Raw genomic sequence first — 18,828 nt, 5'->3', positions numbered from 1 at the left:
ATATTTTGAAATAAGCAAAGCATATTAAGATTGAAACTTATTTTTTAAAGCATGCGCGACAATTTCCGGCACAAAGTGCGAAACATTGCCGCCCATAGATGCAATCTGCCGCACCAATGTGGCAGTAATAGCACGAACTGAAATACTTGCTGGTAAAAATACCGTTTGTATATCGGGCGACATAGTCGCATTCATACCGGCAAGCTGCATTTCATAATCAAGATCGCTGCCATCGCGCAAACCACGAATGAGCAAAGATGCGTCTAATTCTCGTGCTTTATCAACAACTAGATTATCAAAGGCAATAACCTCGATACGTTTTGCGTCGCACTTAAATTCATCATTCGCAACAGCATGAATAAGATCTTTACGCTCAACAAAGGAAAAAAGCGGCTGTTTACCTGGATGAATACCAATAGCAACAATTACCCTATCGGCAATTTTCAAGCTGCCGCGCAATACATCAAGATGACCATTTGTAATTGGATCAAACGACCCCGCATAAATGCCAATTGGCTTCATGGCTTAACTTTCATTTAGAGCGTCTTTCCGAAAAGTGTGAAGCGGATTTCGGATAAAAAACGCAGGTAAACAATGGATTAGAGCGGCAATCTGATCCAACCAGATTGAAATATGCTCTAATGCAATGATTTTCAATAATATTAGGAACCATATACCATAAAAAAAATCCTGCAAAAACCTTTATCATTTTTGCAGGACTTTTATTGTATTTTTCTAGCTATTTAAACTTTAGAACCGTCCAAATAGCAAAATCCTTATTCTGCGTTTGGTTCGCTAGCTTGCACTACAATGGCAGCTGCATCAGGTGAAGCATTATCTTCCCCCTCGTCACCAACCTCGTCTTCAGGATCAGAAATACGCTCAACCGACACAACTTTTTCACCGCCAGAAACGTTGAAAATTGTAACGCCCTTGGTTGAACGGCCAGCAATGCGAATACCGTCAATCGGCACACGAATAAGCTGTCCACCATCGGACACCAACATAATCTGATCGGAGCTTTCAACTGGAAAAGTTGCAACCAATGAACCAATTTCGTTGGTTTTTGATGTATCGGTTGCCTTAATACCCTTACCACCACGATTGGAGGTACGGAAATCATAGGAAGATGCCCGTTTGCCGTAACCAAATTCAGAAACGGTAAGCACCATTTGTTCAGCACGTTGCAACTCATGATAACGCTCATCATTAAGATCAACGTTTTCTGTTACTTCTTCATCACTGTCAATAACATCTTCCGCATCACTACCTAAGGCGCGGCGCTCAGCAATCGCACGTTTGATATAGGCTGCACGTTCTGCGGGTGTTGCTTCAACATGGCCTAAAATAGCCATCGAGATTACCGTATCTTCTTCAGCCAAGTTAATACCACGTACACCAACCGAGTTTCGGCCAGCAAAAACACGCACATCAGTCACCGCAAAACGGATACATTGACCTTTAGCAGTGGTAAGCAAGACATCATCATTTTCGGTACAAGTGGCAACAGAAAGGATCTCATCTTGTTCCTCGTCCAACTTCATGGCGATTTTACCACCACGATTAACCTGAACAAAATCTGATAGCTTATTACGGCGCACAGTGCCACGGGTTGTTGCGAACATTACATCAAGTTCTGCCCAGCTTGCTTCATCTTCAGGCAATGGCATAATGGTGGTGATACGTTCATTAGGCTGCAATGGCAGCATATTAATCAAGGCTTTACCACGCGATTGCGGGGTGCCTGCTGGCAAACGCCAAACCTTTTCTTTATAAACAATGCCGCGCGATGAGAAGAACAAGATTGGCGTATGCGTATTTGCCACAAAGAGCCGCGTTACGAAATCTTCATCCTTGGTCGCCATGCCAGAACGCCCCTTACCACCACGGCGCTGTGCGCGATAGGTTGATAATGGAACGCGCTTGATATAGCCGGTATGACTTACTGTCACCACCATATCCTCACGGGCGATAAGGTCTTCATCATCAACATCAGAGCCACCAAGCCCAAAAGTTGTGCGGCGTTTGGCAAGCTTATCATCCATATTACCAAATTCATCACGAACGGCTAAAAGCTCGTCCTTGACAATGGTCATAATACGAAGACGCGAAGATAAAATATCAAGATAATCGGCAATTTCTACGCCAATTTCATTGAGCTCATTGGCAATTTCATCGCGGCCAAGGGCAGTCAAACGCTGCAAGCGCAATTCAAGAATTGCACGCGCCTGCTCTTCCGATAAATTATAGGTATTATCCTCATGCACAATATGACGCGGATCATCAATCAATTTAATCAATGATGTCACATCTTCTGCAGGCCAGCGGCGTTCCATTAACTGTTCACGTGCAGTCGCCGGATCCGGAGCTTTACGAATAAGCGCAATAATTTCATCGATATTAGCAACAGCAATAGCAAGACCAACGAGAACATGGGCGCGTTCGCGTGCTTTGCGCAGCAAATATTTAGTACGTTTACTTACTACTTCTTCTCTAAAAGTGATAAAGGCACGTAAAATATCCATCAAGCCCATTAAAATAGGCTTGCCACCATTAAGTGCTACCATATTGCAGCCAAAAGAGGTTTGCAAAGGTGTATATCGATAAAGCTGATTTAGCACCACATCGGCAACCGCATCGCGCTTTAACTCAATTACCACACGATAACCATCGCGATCAGATTCATCGCGCAAATCTGAAATGCCTTCAATGCGCTTATCGCGCACCAATTCGGCCATTTTTTCAATCATGGTCGCTTTATTGACCTGATAGGGAACCTCCGTCACAATAATCGCTTCACGATCATTGCGAATAGACTCAATTTCTACCTTGGCGCGCATAACAACCGAGCCACGGCCAGTTTCATAAGCGGAGCGAATGCCAGCACGACCTAAAATAATGCCGCCGGTTGGAAAATCTGGGCCTGGAATAATTTCCATCACTTCTTCCAAAGTAATGGCAGGATTATCGATTAAGGCAACACAGCCATCAATTACTTCACCAAGATTATGAGGCGGAATATTGGTGGCCATACCAACAGCAATACCACCAGAACCATTAACCAATAGATTAGGAAATCGTGCTGGAAGAACAACAGGCTCTTGCTTTGAACCATCATAATTGTCTTGAAAATCAACAGTTTCCTTATCAATATCGCCAAGCAAAGTATCGGAAAGCTTTTCCAAGCGACACTCAGTATAACGCATAGCGGCTGGTGGATCACCATCGATCGAGCCGAAATTGCCCTGCCCATCAATCAACGGATCGCGCAATGACCAATCTTGCGCCATACGCACCAAAGCATCATAGATTGAAGCATCACCATGAGGGTGATATTTACCCATAACCTCACCGATAACAGCGGCAGATTTACGGTATGGTTTATTATAAGCCAATCCCATTTCGTTCATGGCGTAAAGAATACGTCTATGTACAGGCTTAAAACCATCCCGCACATCGGGCAAAGCGCGCGACACGATAACGCTCATTGCGTAATCGAGATAGGAGCGCTGCATCTCCTCGATAATGTTTACTGGTTCAATACCTTGTACGTCACCGCTATCGGGTGGCAATATCTGATCGTTCACGTGTTTAACCATTCTGTTAAATTACGACTCAAAATTCTATTTGTTATAGCCGAAAGCGTTATAAAAAGCCAATTTAGACGCCTGTTTTTTTGAATAAATAAATCTATAAATTCAGCAACTTAAATAAATCAACTGAAAAATCAGTGGATGAATAATTATAAAGCATAAAACAAAGCTTATATTTTATCGAAAACACATAAATACAGACTAAAATACGGCAAAATTATAATAATGAGCATATGTTTGCTCATTGGATGATAAATTTATTATCATTTTAAAACATCACCATGAAACGATTTAACCGCCACATATTGGCAATATTAAAAGACCCTGCAAGCCTCAAGCAATAAACAAAATCACTTATGTCCCAAATATTCGCGCCTATATACAACTAAAGCGGAACCGCTACCTTCTGCTGCGCATGGGCATCCTTTAATATTTCCATTGGTATATTATAAATTTCTTGCAAGGTTTCTGGCGTCATAATATCAAGAGCACTTGCTTGCTTAATTAGTTTTCCGCTCTTTAAAGCAAAAACATAATCGCAAAAGCGCGCAGCCATATTAATATCATGTAAAACCATAAAAACGCTTAAATTATGCTCAAGCGATAAGCTTCGTACCAAACTCAATATTTCAATTTGATGCCCAACATCTAAGGCAGAGGTTGGTTCATCAAGTAACAAACAACGGGCATCCTGTGCAATTAGCATTGCAATCCACACCCGCTGACGCTCGCCGCCTGATAAGGTTTCCACCAAGCGATCTTTAAAAGGTAAAACACCTGTCGCCTCCATGGCCTTTGCTACTTTTTTCGCATCATCCTCACCAAAACGCCCCAGCGCACCATGCCAAGGATAGCGCCCCAAGGCCACCAATTCATGCACCAACATGCCAGAAGCAACTGCAGGCTGTTGCGGCAAATAAGCGAGGTGACGGGCAAAATCGCGACCACTCCATTGATCAAGCGGCCGACCGCAAAAAACAACATTTCCACTGGTCACGGCCTGCTGACGTGCCAAAATTTTTAACAAAGTTGACTTGCCAGAACCATTGTGACCGATTAACGCCGTGACTTTACCCGCCGCTATCTCCATATCAAGCGGCGCTAAAAGATCACGATCCTGCACTGTAAAACGTGCCTTTTCCAATTTAAATAGTAAGTCTGTCATAAAGATCCTTCAAAAAAGGTTATTTGCAATTGCCCATTTGCAAGCTTAGTAAAACAAACTTATCTGAATAAAGAAAGATTAAACATTGCATAGTAAACATGACTGTTATAAACAAGTTAAAAGAGTTTAGGATATAGATCATGCGATTGCAATGGCTATTTTACGCCTAAATCAAACACATCAGCAAATATCATTTCGAGCATGAACAACTAGGGTCATATGCAAGGTGGTGCTTAAGTTTATATCTTTTACGAAGTTAAAAGTTAATAAGCCTTAAAACTAAAGGAGCAAGCTTTTTGAGCTTTCATCCCCAAATGGAATGCCAAATTGACGGCATTAAGTTAATTGATAAACTAAAATATCGCATTTTAGAAGGCGCAATTATTGATGTATGGACGGTTGAATGCAGCCCTAACATGCAAGGACATTATCTTTCACAAGCACCACGTTTATTTTTTGTTTTGGAAAACAGTGCAGAGATTAGCTTTTTTAATAATCATGACAACAAACCAAACCAACCATTGAATGCCTTGGATCTATGTTACATTCCAGCTAATTTCCCAGTATCAAGTCATCTTACAAAATCTGGCTTTTTAAAGCATCTTGATATTCATTTCGATATTGATCTTTTACAACAACATTTTGAAGGTTGCATCGATATCCAACTCATCAATCAGCCTAATTTATTTTTTCAAAACCCACGCATTGCACAAATTGCAAATCTATTAGCGCAAGAATGCAACAACCAAACACCATTGCACAATTTATTTAGTGAAGGCTTACTACACGCACTGGTTGCAGAACTTTTTCAAATAACCCACATCCCTTTAAAGCGCTCTGGCACCCTTAGCCAACGCCAATTAAAACAAGTAACTCAATTTATTGAAAATAATTACGATCGTATCATAAGGATTGAAGAACTTGCCAACATTTGCGGTCTTTCTAAATCCTATTTTTGTACAGCCTTTAAAATGACTACAGGTATTTCGCCATTAAGTTTTCAAATGCAGCGCCGCATAAAAAAAGCTAAACTATTATTAGAGCGCGAACAACGTCCCTTATCTGATATAGCAACAACAATCGGCTTTTCTGACCAAGCTCATTTTACACGCGTGTTTAAAAAAATAAATGGCACAACACCAAAGGAATGGGTAAAAATATTTAACTGAAAGATGAAGAAATTGAGACAAGGGAAATAATCGAACCTTTTATTTATAGATTCGCATTTCCCCATGATCTTTGACGCTTTTTTTAATTCAATTTGATTTTTGTGTTTAGCTTTTTAAGCAATATCATTCAAAAATTCAAAATATCAGACAAGCTTTTTATTAAAATATGAATTAAAAAATCATATTTCTCATATTGCCATTTAGTTCGGTCTAGCAATCAGTTGCAACCATACTAGTTATAGCACCTAAATCGGCTTTATACACTCAAATCAACAATTGTTATTTTATAGCCTAAAGGGTTTCAATCAATGGCATCACCACGTCTGTTTACATTTTTACTTGCTTTAGCAGCAAGTACATCGCTTAGTCACACTTATGCAAATGCCCAACAAAATTCCAATACTACTCTAGAAACCGTAGTTATAAATAATGATGATACAGCCGTAAGCCCAGTCGATGGTTTTGTGCCCCAAGTAACCGCTACAGGCTCAAAAGCGGCTGTGAATATTAGTAAAATTCCTCAATCAGTTTCGGTTGTTGGCCGCGACCAAATGGATGCGACTGGCGCACAAAAGCTTGATGAGGCGCTACGCTATACAGCGGGGGTTTTTGCCCAACCTTTTGGCGTCGATAATGATACCAATTGGATATATATCCGTGGTTTTGATGCAACCCAAACTGGAACCTATCTTGATGGTTTGCAAAACTTTAGCTACGGTTTTGGTGGCTTTTTAATTGATAGTTATAATATCGAGCGCATTGAAGTATTAAAAGGACCTGTAGCAGCCCTTTATGGCGGTGCAAACCCTGGCGGCATTGTCAACTACATTAGCAAACGCCCGACATTTGACCGTATCCGCGAAACTGAAATTGGCGTAAACAGCTATGGTAACGCCTATATTGGTTTTGACATGGGTGACAAGGTTACGGATACTTTAAGCTATCGTGTTAATGGCAAAATTCAAGGTGGCAATAATTATACCGACCATGCAGAGGAATTTCGCGGTGTCATTTCTCCAAGCATTGAATTTAAACCCGATGAAGCAACGCGGCTTACAATTTTAGGCCATTACACCCATTTAGACTTAACCCATGATGGCGGCGGCTTCTTACCTTATTATGGCACGGTGGTGCCAACACAATTTGGCAAAATTCCACGAACTATCAACTATACTGAGCCCTCTGTCGATTCTTATGACCGTGAGCAGGCTAGTATTGGCTATGAATTTGAGCACCGCTTTGACAATGATTGGACTGTCCGCCAAAATGTACGTTATGGCTATGCCCATGTTAAAGAACATAGCCTTTACGCATATGGCTATGAGGGGTTTTTATCACAGCCTAGTTTAAATAATCCCAATGTTGCACGTATAAATTTTAAACATGATACGGAAGTAAACACTTTTGTTGCCGACAATATGCTTGAAGGTAGTGTAAATACCGGAGCAATTACTCATAATTTATTATTTGGGGCTGAATATCGGTATTTTTTAATCAACCAAATGCAACAAACCGGCAGCGCAACTGTTATTGACGGTTATAATCCTGTTTATGGCGCAGCACAGGGCCCAATGTGGGATCCTTATATTGATCAAAAATTAACTCGCAACCAGTTTGGTATTTATGCCCAAGACCGCATGGAGTTTGGCGAAGGTTGGATTTTAACTTTAAATGGCCGTTATGACCATGTTTGGACCAAAGCCAAAGGCTTACCTGAATATGAGTATAATACGGGACGCTGGTCTGGTCGTGCTGGTCTTGGTTATGAATTTGACAACGGGCTAACACCCTATGCTAGCGTTGCAACATTTTTTAATCCAATCATTGATACGCTTTTTGACAACAGCTACGCCAAGCCTGAAACCGGAACGCAATATGAAATCGGCATGAAGTACCGTCCACAATTCTTTGATGGCTTAATCACTGCATCATTGTTTGATTTAACCAAGGAAAATTCCTTAACTGGTTCAAGTTTTGCACGCACCCAGCTTGGCAAAGTCAATTCACGCGGCTTTGAATTAGAAGTACAAGCCAATATTACGCAATCATGGAAACTCATTGGCAATTTCACCACCTCCAAGATCAAAATCAAGGACGATGAAACAACACCGAGCCTGATTGGCAACCGTCCTTACCTTATTCCAGAACAACAGGCAGCCTTATTTACAGAATATCGCATTAGCAGTGGCAAGCTTGAAGGTCTAACCCTAGGCGGCGGTGTGCGCTATGTTGGCTCAACTTTTGCAGATGAAGAAAACACCCTTAAAGTACCAGCAGTTACTCTTGCCGACTTAAAACTTGGTTATGAAAAAGATAATTGGGGCGTCGATATTAACGTCACCAACTTGTTCAACAAGGGCTATGTATCAGGTTGCCAAGGCATTTTTGTTTGCAGCTATGGCGAGGGGCGTAAAACCCTTTTACGCATGCATACGAAATGGTAAGATAATATAAGCGCTTTATTGACTACAAAAAATAAAGCGCTTTTACCTCAACACGATGATATGGAAACACAATATGGAATTAAGCCGCCGACACTTTTTATCGCTGTCCTGCGCGGCTTTTTTTTCGAGCCATTTTAATATTACCCATAGCATCGCAGAAAATGCTGCATTGCAATATTGCCTTTGCGATATTGCAATAATCGACTGGGCTATGCTTGAAACCGCCCTAGCCATTGGCACAATACCTCTAGCGGCAACGGAATTGCGCCAATATAAAAAAATGCAAATTCAACCGCCTATGCCAGGCAGTGTAGCCGATATTGGTTTGCGTGGCAGCCCCAATTATGAACTCCTGCGTATTTTAGCCCCCAAACTCATTATCGCATCTAATTTTTATGAATATCAGCGTCCAACATTGGAAAAAATTGCGCCAGTTTGGGCGCCTATTGTCTTTGGGCAGGGTCTTTCGCCCCGTCCAACCCTTACCAAAGCAACCTTAGAGTTAGGGCAACGCCTTGGCTGCTTTGAAAAGGCACAACAATTTATAAAGAAATATGACGCTTTTATTCAACAAAAGCGCATTCAATTTGCAAAATTATTACGGCGTGATTATTTCATTATCAATCTTGGCAATGGTCGCAATTTTCGTGCATTTGGTAATGACAGTATTTTTGGTGCAGCTTTCAAGGATATTGGTTTGAATAATGCTTGGGGCAGCGATACAAGCTATTCAGCCTATGCCCATATTGGCATTGAAAAATTAGCTCAAAAGCCTGATGCCGGAATTATCATTATTGGGCCAACGGAAGAGCAAACCCTCCAAGCACTGCCTGACAATAAATTATGGAATGAATTACCAGCGATCAAACAAGGTCATTTTCTATTTTTGCCACCACTTAATCATTTTGGCGCCCTGCCAACAGCACAACATTTTATCTCGCTTTTAGCAAAACACTGGTTCGAGGCCGATGGTGAAAAATAGAAAAATCATAATATTTTGGTCGGCATTAGGTATTTTTGCAGCGATCATTACCTTGGTGCAATTTTTAAATGCGTGGAACAGCGCAACCGGCAATATGGATATGCAAAAACTACAGCATATCATTGCGCTTAATATGATTTTGCCCCGCAGCGCTATGGCTATAATTTGCGGTGCTGGCCTTGCATTATCGGGGCTGCTTTTGCAACAAATATTGCGCAACCCCCTTGCTGAGCCAACTACTCTTGGCATCGCATCAGGTGCGCAGCTTGCTATGACGCTAGGTATTTTATATATGCCTGCCACTTGGTTAAGCCGCGAATGGCTAGCACTTATTGGTGCATTTAGTGCTATTTTATTGGTCTTATTGCTGAACCGTAAAAGACAGCTTGAGCCTGCATCGGTTATTTTAAGTGGAATGATTATTTCATTAACCGCGACAGCTGCTTCAACTGCGCTTATTCTTGCCAATGGTGATTATGTTTTTTCCCTATTTGTTTGGGGGGGCGGCTCACTGGAACAATTAAGTTGGACACCGTTTCTTTGGCTATCAGTAAAGATTATAATCGGCGTTATTCTTGCGAGTTTTCTATTACGCCCTTTGACATTATTTAATGTTGATGATGCTAATATGCGAAGCCTTGGCGTTTCCTTTTTAGCTATTCGATTGCTTGTGATTATGATTAGTGTTTCGATAGCCGCCTTTATTATCGCAGAAGTTGGCATATTAGGCTTTGTCGGTTTGGTAGGACCTGCGTTGGCGCGACTTTCGGGAGCAAGATCACTCAAACAAATGATGGTTGCATCCCCAATCATTGGCGCAATTCTTTTATGGGCAACCGATAGCCTAACATATTTAATTCAAACCCTTACTCATACCGATATTCCTGTTGGCGCAGCAACCGCCTTGCTTAGCGGTCCACTTTTATTATGGATGCTACCCAAATTAAGAATGTTTGAATGGCCAAACAGTCAAACTGGCGACATTGTTAGGCGCGCCCGTCATCCTTTCAGCTTTATTGCTATACTTGTAATTATTTTGATGTTGGTCACCCTCAGTGCTTTGACTTTAGGACGTGGGACACAAGGCATATTTGTGGCAACCGGCACGCTTTTTTATGATTTTATTGATCTGCGCTTTGAGCGGCTACTTTTTACGATGATTTCGGGAGCATGTCTTGCGCTAGCAGGTGCATTATTGCAGCGTCTCACCGCTAATCCACTCGCCAGCCCTGAAATATTAGGAACTGGTCTTGGCGCAGGCGTCGGTCTTGCCCTTGTTTTATTAACTATTGCAAGCCCAAGCCTTGCCGAACAATGGATGGGTGCTGCCATTGGTGCATTTATTTCAATCCTATTTATTATGCTGTTGGCAATGCGTGGGCAATTCGGCTCTGAAAAATTACTTTTAGCGGGCGTTGGTTTTGGCGCTATGGCAAGCTCTGTCTTAACCGCATTAATTGCGACAGGCACACCACAAGGTTATGCTTTGTTAGGCTGGTTAAGTGGTACAACGACGCAAGCAACTAGCTGGGGAATTGCCTTCGCCACCGTTATACTTGTTGTAGCTCTTTTCATTATATTTGCCCTATCCCGTTGGATAACCATTTTGCCGCTAGGTGATGTTGCAATGCGTAGCTTAGGTCTTCCAAATGGTTTGGTACGCGCGATAATTGTTGTTACCGCCACAAGCTTAACAGCGATAGGCTCTTTAATGATTGGGCCATTAAGCTTTGTTGGGCTAATTGCTCCGCATATTGCTCGATATTATGGTATTAATGAAACACGCAGTTTTATGATTGCTTCAGCTTTATTAGGTGCGGTGATTATGGCAATAACCGATTGGCTATCACGCATAATAGCGTTTCCTTATAATTTACCGCCCGGGCTTTTTGCTTCGCTGATTGGTGGATTTTGTCTTATCTTGATTTTATCGCAACGCTCTAAAAATGCTAAACTGTAAAAATTATTTTTGCGAGTGCATATAATTAAAATTTCAACTAGATGCATTATGCATTTTAGTGCATAACAAAAACCACAAAGCATTTAAGCGAAGTAGCAATGATTGAGATTCTAAATACATTAATTACCCTATTGGTAACGATCGATCCGCCCGGTCTTATTCCAATCTTTTTGTCGCTTAGTGTCGGCATGAATGGTAAGGAACAAAAGCAAACAGCTATCATTGCTGCAACAATTGCCTTTGTGATATTGGCATTTTTTGCCCTTGTTGGTACGCAGATCATAACAACCCTAGGTATATCGCTTGGTGCTTTTAGAATAGCTGGTGGTATTTTGCTGTTTTTCATCGCTTTTGAAATGATTTTTGAAAAACGCACCGAACGTAAGGAAAAAACCGCCGCAATCATTATTACCAAGGATCACATTACCAATATTGCTGCATTTCCCCTTGCTATGCCAATGATTGCCGGCCCTGGCGTTATTTCAGCAACCATCTTAATGGCCGGCAATAATCCTGGCTGGAGCGGCAAAGCAATCACCCTTGGCGTGCTTTTTATCGCAGTTATATGCTGTTATTTTTTCATGCGGCTTTCACCAGCAATTGACCATTTAATTGGTGTTGCTGGTCGCTCCATTGTTACACGCTTGTTTGGACTACTCCTCGCAGCCCTTGCGGTACAATTAGTGGCCGATGGTATAAAATCGCTGTTTTTATGAACTTAAAAACAATTAAAAGCTATTGATAATGCTCATACCAATATTGTTTGATTTATCCATAGATCTCAAGGCATCAATACCTTGTTCTAAGGTGATAAAGTGACCAGTGAGTTGTTGTGGTTTGATCGTTCCAGCCAAAATCATATCAAGCATAGCATCATAACGCCAAGCCTGCATGCCAATCAAGGCGACAAACCCCCGTTGCTTTAACGGCAATAACCACACTATTATCATGTGGTGTTGGATCAGGTAAATTGGCTATTTGTGGCCTTTGCATAAAAGCATCATAAAAAATAGCTTTCATAAATTTCTCCCCAAAACTTATTGAACTTTTAAAATTAGAGCGCATTTCGATCTGATTAGATCAGATCGGCGCTCTAATCCATTGTTTACACCGCGTTTTTGGCCGAAAACCGCTTCACACTTTTCTAAAAAAAGCTCTAATACAAAGGTCCCTAAAGTCAGATTTTATTTTAATGCCGTAAGCACTGCAGATGCAGCATAAAATTCGGCTTCTCGGTTAGAGCGCCGCATCATCGCTTCTTCATCCTCACCCCATTGCTCATTGGTCCAATCTTCATCGAGATGAGCAATCCTCCAACCATTTTCGACAGTTAAATGACCATCATTTATCGCAAAAGCAATCAATGCTGAACCAGACAAAGTTGTCAACATATGAAGAGCTGCCAATTCGAAAGGCTTAGCAAAATAATTTTGTAAATAGCTGCGAATTGCCCAACTTGAATTATCAGACTGGGGAATAAACATTACCCCCTCACCTAAAGTAAAGCGGGTGGTTAAGCGTGTTTCTGCCCAATCAAGTATAGGATCCCATAATTTTTGTTGCCGCTCCACCAATTCTACTGGCGCGGATGCACGGTAAAAAAGTAAATCAGAAAGACCAAAGCGTAATAGATCTTCAACTACCGGCTCACTATCTTCGGCTATGCCATCGATAACCGTATTAGCAAGACGAGTGATTGGCATTTTGGCTGGATCAATTACATCAACCTGCGCATTAAATTCTTGCACAATTAAATCTGCCAATGCTTGGTTTGGAAGCTCTAAAATTTTACGGGCGGGCGTTTTGACCGAACGACCATCAAGACGTATTTCAACGCCATTTTCGCTTGCCAAGCTTTCAGCTTTTTCATAAAAACGCTTGGGCAATTTATGTTTCATTTTCTCCTGAGCTGATACCATCGGGTCTTTTTCATCATCCCAAGGCTCTATGTCGGTAAAAACATTACGCATAATTTTATTCCTATATTTTGGTCATCTAGCTCATAAGCACTTTATATCAAAAGTACTATTTTTATGATAGCAATTTCAGCAAGTCCAATGGTTGCTTCAACAATGAATCTGCACCAGCCTTTAGCAATTGCTCAGCCTTGTGATAGCCCCAGTCAACACCTATCGCTTTGGCGCCTGCTGCCTTTGCCATTTGCATATCATAAATGGCATCGCCGACAACAAGGGTGCATTCTGGTGTAACACCAGTTTCATCACAACATTCAAGCACCATCGCAGGATGCGGCTTTGATGGACATTCATCGGCGCAGCGGCTAGCAACAAAGCAGTCAAATCCTTGCTCAGCCATCACCATATCAACGCCGCGCCGTGATTTGCCGGTTACCATGCCAAGGATAATATCATCCATAGATGACAGCTGTTTTAACAATTCGCTAATGCCTGAATATAAAGGCTCATATACCCGATTGTCATCGCGCAAGCGATTGAAATGCTGTTTGTAACAAGCCGTCATCTCATCGGTTGGAACTGTTACATTACTAGACAAATCAACCCCTTGCGCCAATCTTGCAATAGCAATTGGCAGCGATAGCCCGATGATTGATTTTATAGCTGCATCACTTGGTACAGGAAAATTAAAATCCTCAAAAGCATTCACCATGCAATTTTTGATGGTTGAGAAACTGTCAATTAAAGTGCCATCACAATCAAAAAGCACAAGGCGTAAATCATTTGGCATTATTCATTACCATCTTCTTCATCAAGCCCAAGAAGATTGAATGTCTGTACCATATGGGGTGGCAATGGCGCGCTAACGTCAATCATGCCACCAGCAGGATTTGGAATACGAATACGGCGCGCATGAAGATGCAACCGGTTTTGAATACCACCTGGGAAAACCCAATTTTGATCCGCATAAAAATATTTTGAATCGCCTAAAATCGGATTATCCATAAAAGCCGCATGCACGCGCAATTGGTGCGTACGCCCCGTAAATGGCTCCATCTCCAACCATGAAATATCGCGGCCTACCGTTTCAATAACTCGGTAATAAGAAACCGCGTGATCGGAATCAGGCTCGCCATGTTCGCAAACCCGCATACGGTCGCCATCGGGAGTTGTTTCACGCACCAGCCAAGTTGAAATCTTATCTTGGCGGCGGCGTGGCACACCACGCACAATCGCCCAATAGGTCTTCTTAGTTTCACGCTCACGAAAAGCTGCCGTTAAGCTTTGAGCGGCACTACGTGTACGGGCAACAACCAAAACCCCAGAGGTATCACGGTCAATACGGTGAACAAGGCGTGGCTTTTCACCCTTTTTATTGCGCCAAGCCTCAAGCATGCCATCAACATGGCGTGCAACACCTGAGCCGCCCTGCACTGCAAGTCCAGATGGTTTATTAAATACATAAACCTTTGGATCTTCATAAATGAGCATTTGCGCTAAAACATCGCCATCATTTTGGCCGCGTATGGTTTTACCAGTTAACGGGCCAGAGGCTTTTTCGTCAACACTTAATGGCGGCACACGCATGGTTTGCCCAGCATTAAGACGGGTATCAGATTTAACCCGCCCGCCATCCAAGCGGATTTGCCCAGAACGCAAAAGCTTTTGCAACGCACCAAAACCCAAGCCAGGATAATGAACCTTAAACCAACGATCAAGCCGCATGCCCGCTTCATCATTTTCAACAGTTTTTAACTCAACCGTTTTCTGTCCGGTCATGCCCTTATCTCCTTGCCCAATGGCAGTCGTATCTTCTTTGCACCTTAATGCAATATTACCACTATCAAATGCAATATATATTTGCTTTTCCGCATCTTTTAGCTAAATTTTCTAGAATCACCATCATCAAAGTAACGCCTATCCATCAAAAAGCACCGTCATCCTGATAGTTTGGTGAAAACTTATAAATCACATTTTGTTTTTAATTGTATCCATGCCTTACCGATTTCAAGAACAAAACCGTACTTTTCATCTAGCTAAATTTGCATTTAAATCGATTAGTTAAGCACATTAGCACGCGACTAAAACAATAAAAATCACTAAATAACAATATGTTATCAAAATGATAAAGTTTCATCATCCCACTAATTTTAAAAATTCGAGAACTTTCTGTTCGATCGATAGTTTTTTTTAAATAAATTTTAACATTTTTAAAAAAACTAATTATCACGACTGGTTACAATGCGATTCCAAAAGTGGCTTTCCCTGACACATATTAGTCATTAGGGCATGAAATAAGGCAAAGAGAATTTAATTTCTAGCTATATTTTATGGAGCACGAATACCGTGTCAATATTTCAAACTTATATGCGTGCGCTTTCCTATCTTGGCGGAGAAAAAAAATCGGCTATATCGATTTGTCTAGCCAATGTGATTTTGTCGATAATTGTTATCGCCGAACCTATTTTGTTTGGCCGCATCATCGGTGCTATTGCTGATAAGGGTGATGTTTTCACCAATCTTAGCCTATGGGTTGGCTTTGGTATTTTTAATATTGTTGCTTATGTACTCGTTGCGCGCGGAGCCGACCGCTTGGCTCATCGCTTACGCCTTGATACTTTAACCAAATCCTATGAGCGCATCATTGCTATGCCGCTATCTTGGCATCAGGGGCGCGGTACCTCTAGCGCTTTGCATACACTTATTCGCGCAACAGATTCACTTTCTGCCATTTGGCTTGAATTTATGCGCCAACATCTTTCAACTATTGTTGTTCTAGTTATGTTGGTACCAACTGCGTTATCAATGGATTGGCGTTTGACTATGGTGCTTGCTGTGCTCGGCGTTGTATATGTCATGATTGCGCGCTTGGTTATGAAAAAGACCAAGGATGGCCAAGAAGCTATTGAACATCACCACCATACATTATTTGAACATGTTTCAGATTCAATCTCCAACGTATCGGTTGTTCAGGGCTATAACCGCATTCAAGCAGAATCTAAAGCATTGCGTCAGCATACTGAGAGTTTACTTGGCGCCCAATATCCCGTTTTAAATTGGTGGGCTTTAGCAAGTGGCTTAAATCGTATGGCGTCCACTATTTCTATGGTAGTTGTACTTCTACTTGGCGCAGTACTTGTATCACGCGGCCAAATGGTTGTTGGCAATGTTGTTGCCTTTGTTGGCTTTGCACAATTGATGATTGGTCGTCTTGACCAAATCACTGCCTTTATCAACCTTGCGGTATCTTCACGCGCTAAGCTTGATGAATTCTATGAAATGGAAGATTCAACCATTGCCCAAGCAGAGCCACAAAATCTACCAGCATTGGAAAATGTAAAAGGCTCCGTTAAGTTTGATCATGTAACCTTCGAATTTGCGAATTCCGGCCAGGGCGTTTATGATGTTTGCTTTGAAGCAAAAGCTGGACAGACCGTTGCCATCGTTGGTCCAACAGGGGCAGGTAAAACCACTTTGATCAACCTTTTACAACGGGTATATGATCCAGCTGTTGGTAATATTTCTATCGATGGTACTGATACGCGTAAAATATCACGCGATTCATTGCGTAAATGTCTTGCCACTGTTTTCCAAGATGCTGGGCTATTTAATCGTTCAATCCTTGAAAACATCGGTATTGGTAAGCAAGGTGCGAGCGTTAAAGAAATTGAAGATGCCGCTAAAAGCGCTGCTGCCCATGATTTTATTTTGGTAAAGGGCAATGGCTATCAGGCCAAAGTTGGTGAACGTGGCTCACGTCTTTCAGGTGGTGAGCGTCAACGCCTTGCAATTGCCCGCGCTGTTTTAAAGAATGCACCTATTTTGGTACTGGATGAAGCAACAAGTGCCTTAGACGTTGAAACCGAAGCTAAAGTTAAAGATGCAATTGATCAGGTTAGCCGTGACCGCACAACTTTTGTGATTGCTCACCGCCTATCAACTGTACGCAATGCTGATCTTGTTCTTTTCATGGATCAGGGACGCATTATTGAACAAGGCTCGTTCCGCGAGCTTTCACTAAAAGGTGGTCGCTTCACCCAATTACTACGTGCGGGCGGCTTAACTATAGAACAAGAAATGCCAGATAATTATTCGGGCAATGTTACAAAGTTTCCAAACCGCGAAGTTGCTTAAGATTTTCACCCTCAAGCAAATTAAAGCCGACATTCAAAATTATTTCAAAAAAGGGAGCCTCAGTGCTCCCTTTTTTGTAGAGCTATTTAAATGATTCAGTTCAAAAATTTTAATTTAACTGGCATTAAATTTCCTTATTACAAGGCTAAAAATTCCTTTCAATCAATAATTCTATAATTTAATATTTTATTATATACATATATATCAATAAGTGTAATTGTTCGGCATTATTCAGTTAGGTCGAGCTGCATTATGCGTATTTTTCTCTGTTCATTATTTTTACTGTTAAGTTCCCCAACATTTGCAAATGATATTATAACTGGACGCGCATTTGTAATTGATGGCGACACCATTATTATTCACAACACGCGCATTCGCATATGGGGAATTGATGCCCCTGAAAGCAAGCAATTATGTATAGATAATAAAGGCCAAAATTACCGTTGTGGGCAAAAGGCATCCTTTGCTTTAGCTGATTGGCTTGATAAATCGCAACCTATACAATGTAATGTACAATATAAGGATAGATATAAGCGTTTTGTTGCTAAATGTGTGAGAGCTGACAATAGAGATCTTGGCGACTACATGGTTTCCAATGGCCAAGCACTTGATTGGCCCCGCTATTCACAAGGATATTATAGCAATGCCCAAGAAAAAGCCAAACAGAAAAAATCAGGAATGTGGGCAGGAAGTTTTTTAGAGCCTTGGCAGTGGCGATGGAATAAAAAATCTAATAAAATCAATTAAAAGAGACCAAAACTTAATAAAATAATAATTTACTTTAACATTATTTTAACCATTAATAAAACAATTTAAAATAACATATTGTTATAAAAGCAAAAAAGCTCTTTCTTTAATTGGAAAAACACTAAAATATTTAAGGGGTAAATACAAACTTATAAATAATGTAAAAACGACTTTACTCAAAATTGAACAAAGTCGTTTTATAAAAGACATTAGCCTATTAGAAACAATTTACTCGCCCGTTTCATTTGCATCCTCAAGGCACGCAATTGGCTTTTTCTGCTCTGGATCATCAATGATATTATAAAGGCTCACTTCGCCTTGATCTTCCCACCAGATAAATTGATCCCCAGCATATTTAGCACCGCTGGCAGCAAGGACATTAGCAGCAACAATCGTTTTATCGCTAAAATCAAGCTGCACAAGGGAGATATCATTCGCATTGATATAAGTTGCTACCACATCTTGATCGCCGCACTTATATTTTACTTTTTCCGACGAAAAGTCATCGCTTCCAGTCACAGAAATGGCAAAACCAGATGGTGCGCCCACTGAAACATCTGCAGCCGCATCATCAGTAGGGACAGATACTGATATCCCGGGCATAGTAACTGACACACTTTCAGCCAAAGCGCTTCCTGTTAAAGAAAATAAAGCTATCGCTACAATGGAATGTAATTTCATAAACTTTCCTCGCGGTTGATAAAAGGGTTACACAAAA

The 18,828-nt window shown here is 41.3% G+C and carries 16 protein-coding genes; 7 read left to right on the top strand and 9 right to left on the bottom strand.

Going from position 1 to position 18,828, the window contains the following annotated elements; genetic code table 11:
* Window positions 1-24: 24 nt before the first annotated feature.
* From coaD to H3299_RS03410, 3 genes are all read right to left on the bottom strand, one after another.
* Window positions 25-522, bottom strand: coding sequence for a pantetheine-phosphate adenylyltransferase (gene coaD, locus H3299_RS03420; RefSeq protein ID WP_182418922.1), 498 nt, complete (start codon window positions 520-522; stop codon window positions 25-27).
* Between the two features lie 254 nt (window positions 523-776).
* A complete protein-coding gene (gene gyrA, locus H3299_RS03415) occupies window positions 777-3,587 on the bottom strand; it encodes a DNA gyrase subunit A (RefSeq protein WP_256434230.1) in 2,811 nt (936 codons plus the stop codon).
* Window positions 3,588-3,978: 391 nt separating this feature from the next.
* On the bottom strand, window positions 3,979-4,758 hold the full coding sequence (locus tag H3299_RS03410) for an ATP-binding cassette domain-containing protein (protein WP_182418920.1): 780 nt from the start codon (window positions 4,756-4,758) through the stop codon (window positions 3,979-3,981).
* Between the two features lie 296 nt (window positions 4,759-5,054).
* On the opposite strand from H3299_RS03410, the gene H3299_RS03405 reads away from it, so the two are divergent.
* From H3299_RS03405 to H3299_RS03385, 5 genes are all read left to right on the top strand, one after another.
* A complete protein-coding gene (locus tag H3299_RS03405; protein WP_182418919.1) occupies window positions 5,055-5,927 on the top strand; it encodes an AraC family transcriptional regulator in 873 nt (290 codons plus the stop codon).
* Between the two features lie 308 nt (window positions 5,928-6,235).
* The gene (locus tag H3299_RS03400) at window positions 6,236-8,371 is read left to right on the top strand and encodes a TonB-dependent siderophore receptor (protein ID WP_182418918.1); all 2,136 of its coding nucleotides are present in this window, start codon (window positions 6,236-6,238) and stop codon (window positions 8,369-8,371) included.
* Between the two features lie 73 nt (window positions 8,372-8,444).
* The gene (locus tag H3299_RS03395) at window positions 8,445-9,353 is read left to right on the top strand and encodes an ABC transporter substrate-binding protein (RefSeq protein ID WP_182418917.1); all 909 of its coding nucleotides are present in this window, start codon (window positions 8,445-8,447) and stop codon (window positions 9,351-9,353) included.
* Window positions 9,340-11,313, top strand: a complete 1,974-nt coding sequence (fhuB, locus tag H3299_RS03390; protein WP_182418916.1) for a Fe(3+)-hydroxamate ABC transporter permease FhuB — start codon at window positions 9,340-9,342, stop codon at window positions 11,311-11,313. The genes H3299_RS03395 and fhuB overlap by 14 nt, the downstream gene beginning before the upstream one ends.
* A gap of 98 nt (window positions 11,314-11,411) precedes the next feature.
* Complete coding sequence (locus H3299_RS03385; RefSeq protein WP_182418915.1) at window positions 11,412-12,029, top strand: MarC family protein; 618 nt, start codon at window positions 11,412-11,414, stop codon at window positions 12,027-12,029.
* A gap of 12 nt (window positions 12,030-12,041) precedes the next feature.
* On the opposite strand, the gene H3299_RS03380 is transcribed toward H3299_RS03385, so the two are convergent.
* The 5 genes from H3299_RS03380 to H3299_RS03360 all read right to left on the bottom strand — a co-directional run bounded on the left by H3299_RS03380 (window position 12,042) and on the right by H3299_RS03360 (window position 15,008).
* Window positions 12,042-12,215, bottom strand: coding sequence for a hypothetical protein (locus tag H3299_RS03380; protein ID WP_182418914.1), 174 nt, complete (start codon window positions 12,213-12,215; stop codon window positions 12,042-12,044).
* The gene (locus tag H3299_RS03375; RefSeq protein WP_182418913.1) at window positions 12,187-12,333 is read right to left on the bottom strand and encodes a hypothetical protein; all 147 of its coding nucleotides are present in this window, start codon (window positions 12,331-12,333) and stop codon (window positions 12,187-12,189) included. The genes H3299_RS03380 and H3299_RS03375 overlap by 29 nt, the downstream gene beginning before the upstream one ends.
* A 164-nt stretch (window positions 12,334-12,497) precedes the next feature.
* The gene (locus H3299_RS03370; RefSeq protein WP_182418912.1) at window positions 12,498-13,283 is read right to left on the bottom strand and encodes an ATP12 family chaperone protein; all 786 of its coding nucleotides are present in this window, start codon (window positions 13,281-13,283) and stop codon (window positions 12,498-12,500) included.
* Window positions 13,284-13,344: 61 nt separating this feature from the next.
* Complete coding sequence (locus tag H3299_RS03365) at window positions 13,345-14,019, bottom strand: HAD-IA family hydrolase (RefSeq protein WP_182418911.1); 675 nt, start codon at window positions 14,017-14,019, stop codon at window positions 13,345-13,347.
* Entirely contained in the window at window positions 14,019-15,008 is a 990-nt protein-coding gene (locus tag H3299_RS03360) for an RluA family pseudouridine synthase (protein WP_182418910.1), read from the bottom strand. Before H3299_RS03360 ends, H3299_RS03365 begins: the two co-directional genes overlap by 1 nt.
* A 567-nt stretch (window positions 15,009-15,575) precedes the next feature.
* Here H3299_RS03360 and H3299_RS03355 point away from each other — a divergent pair.
* On the top strand, window positions 15,576-17,363 hold the full coding sequence (locus H3299_RS03355) for a glucan ABC transporter ATP-binding protein/ permease (protein ID WP_182418909.1): 1,788 nt from the start codon (window positions 15,576-15,578) through the stop codon (window positions 17,361-17,363).
* Window positions 17,364-17,615: 252 nt separating this feature from the next.
* Entirely contained in the window at window positions 17,616-18,110 is a 495-nt protein-coding gene (locus tag H3299_RS03350; protein ID WP_182418908.1) for a thermonuclease family protein, read from the top strand.
* A gap of 228 nt (window positions 18,111-18,338) precedes the next feature.
* Here the strand turns inward: H3299_RS03350 and H3299_RS03345 are convergent, their stop codons facing one another.
* Window positions 18,339-18,791 (bottom strand): MliC family protein, encoded by a 453-nt coding sequence (locus H3299_RS03345; RefSeq protein WP_182418907.1) that lies wholly within the window; start codon window positions 18,789-18,791, stop codon window positions 18,339-18,341.
* Window positions 18,792-18,828 lie beyond the last annotated feature (37 nt).

This window comes from Bartonella sp. HY038, from assembly GCF_014117425.1.
Lineage (GTDB): Bacteria > Pseudomonadota > Alphaproteobacteria > Rhizobiales > Rhizobiaceae > HY038.
Note: the sequence above shows the minus strand (reverse complement) of the source record. Positions and strands in the feature narration are given on the sequence as shown.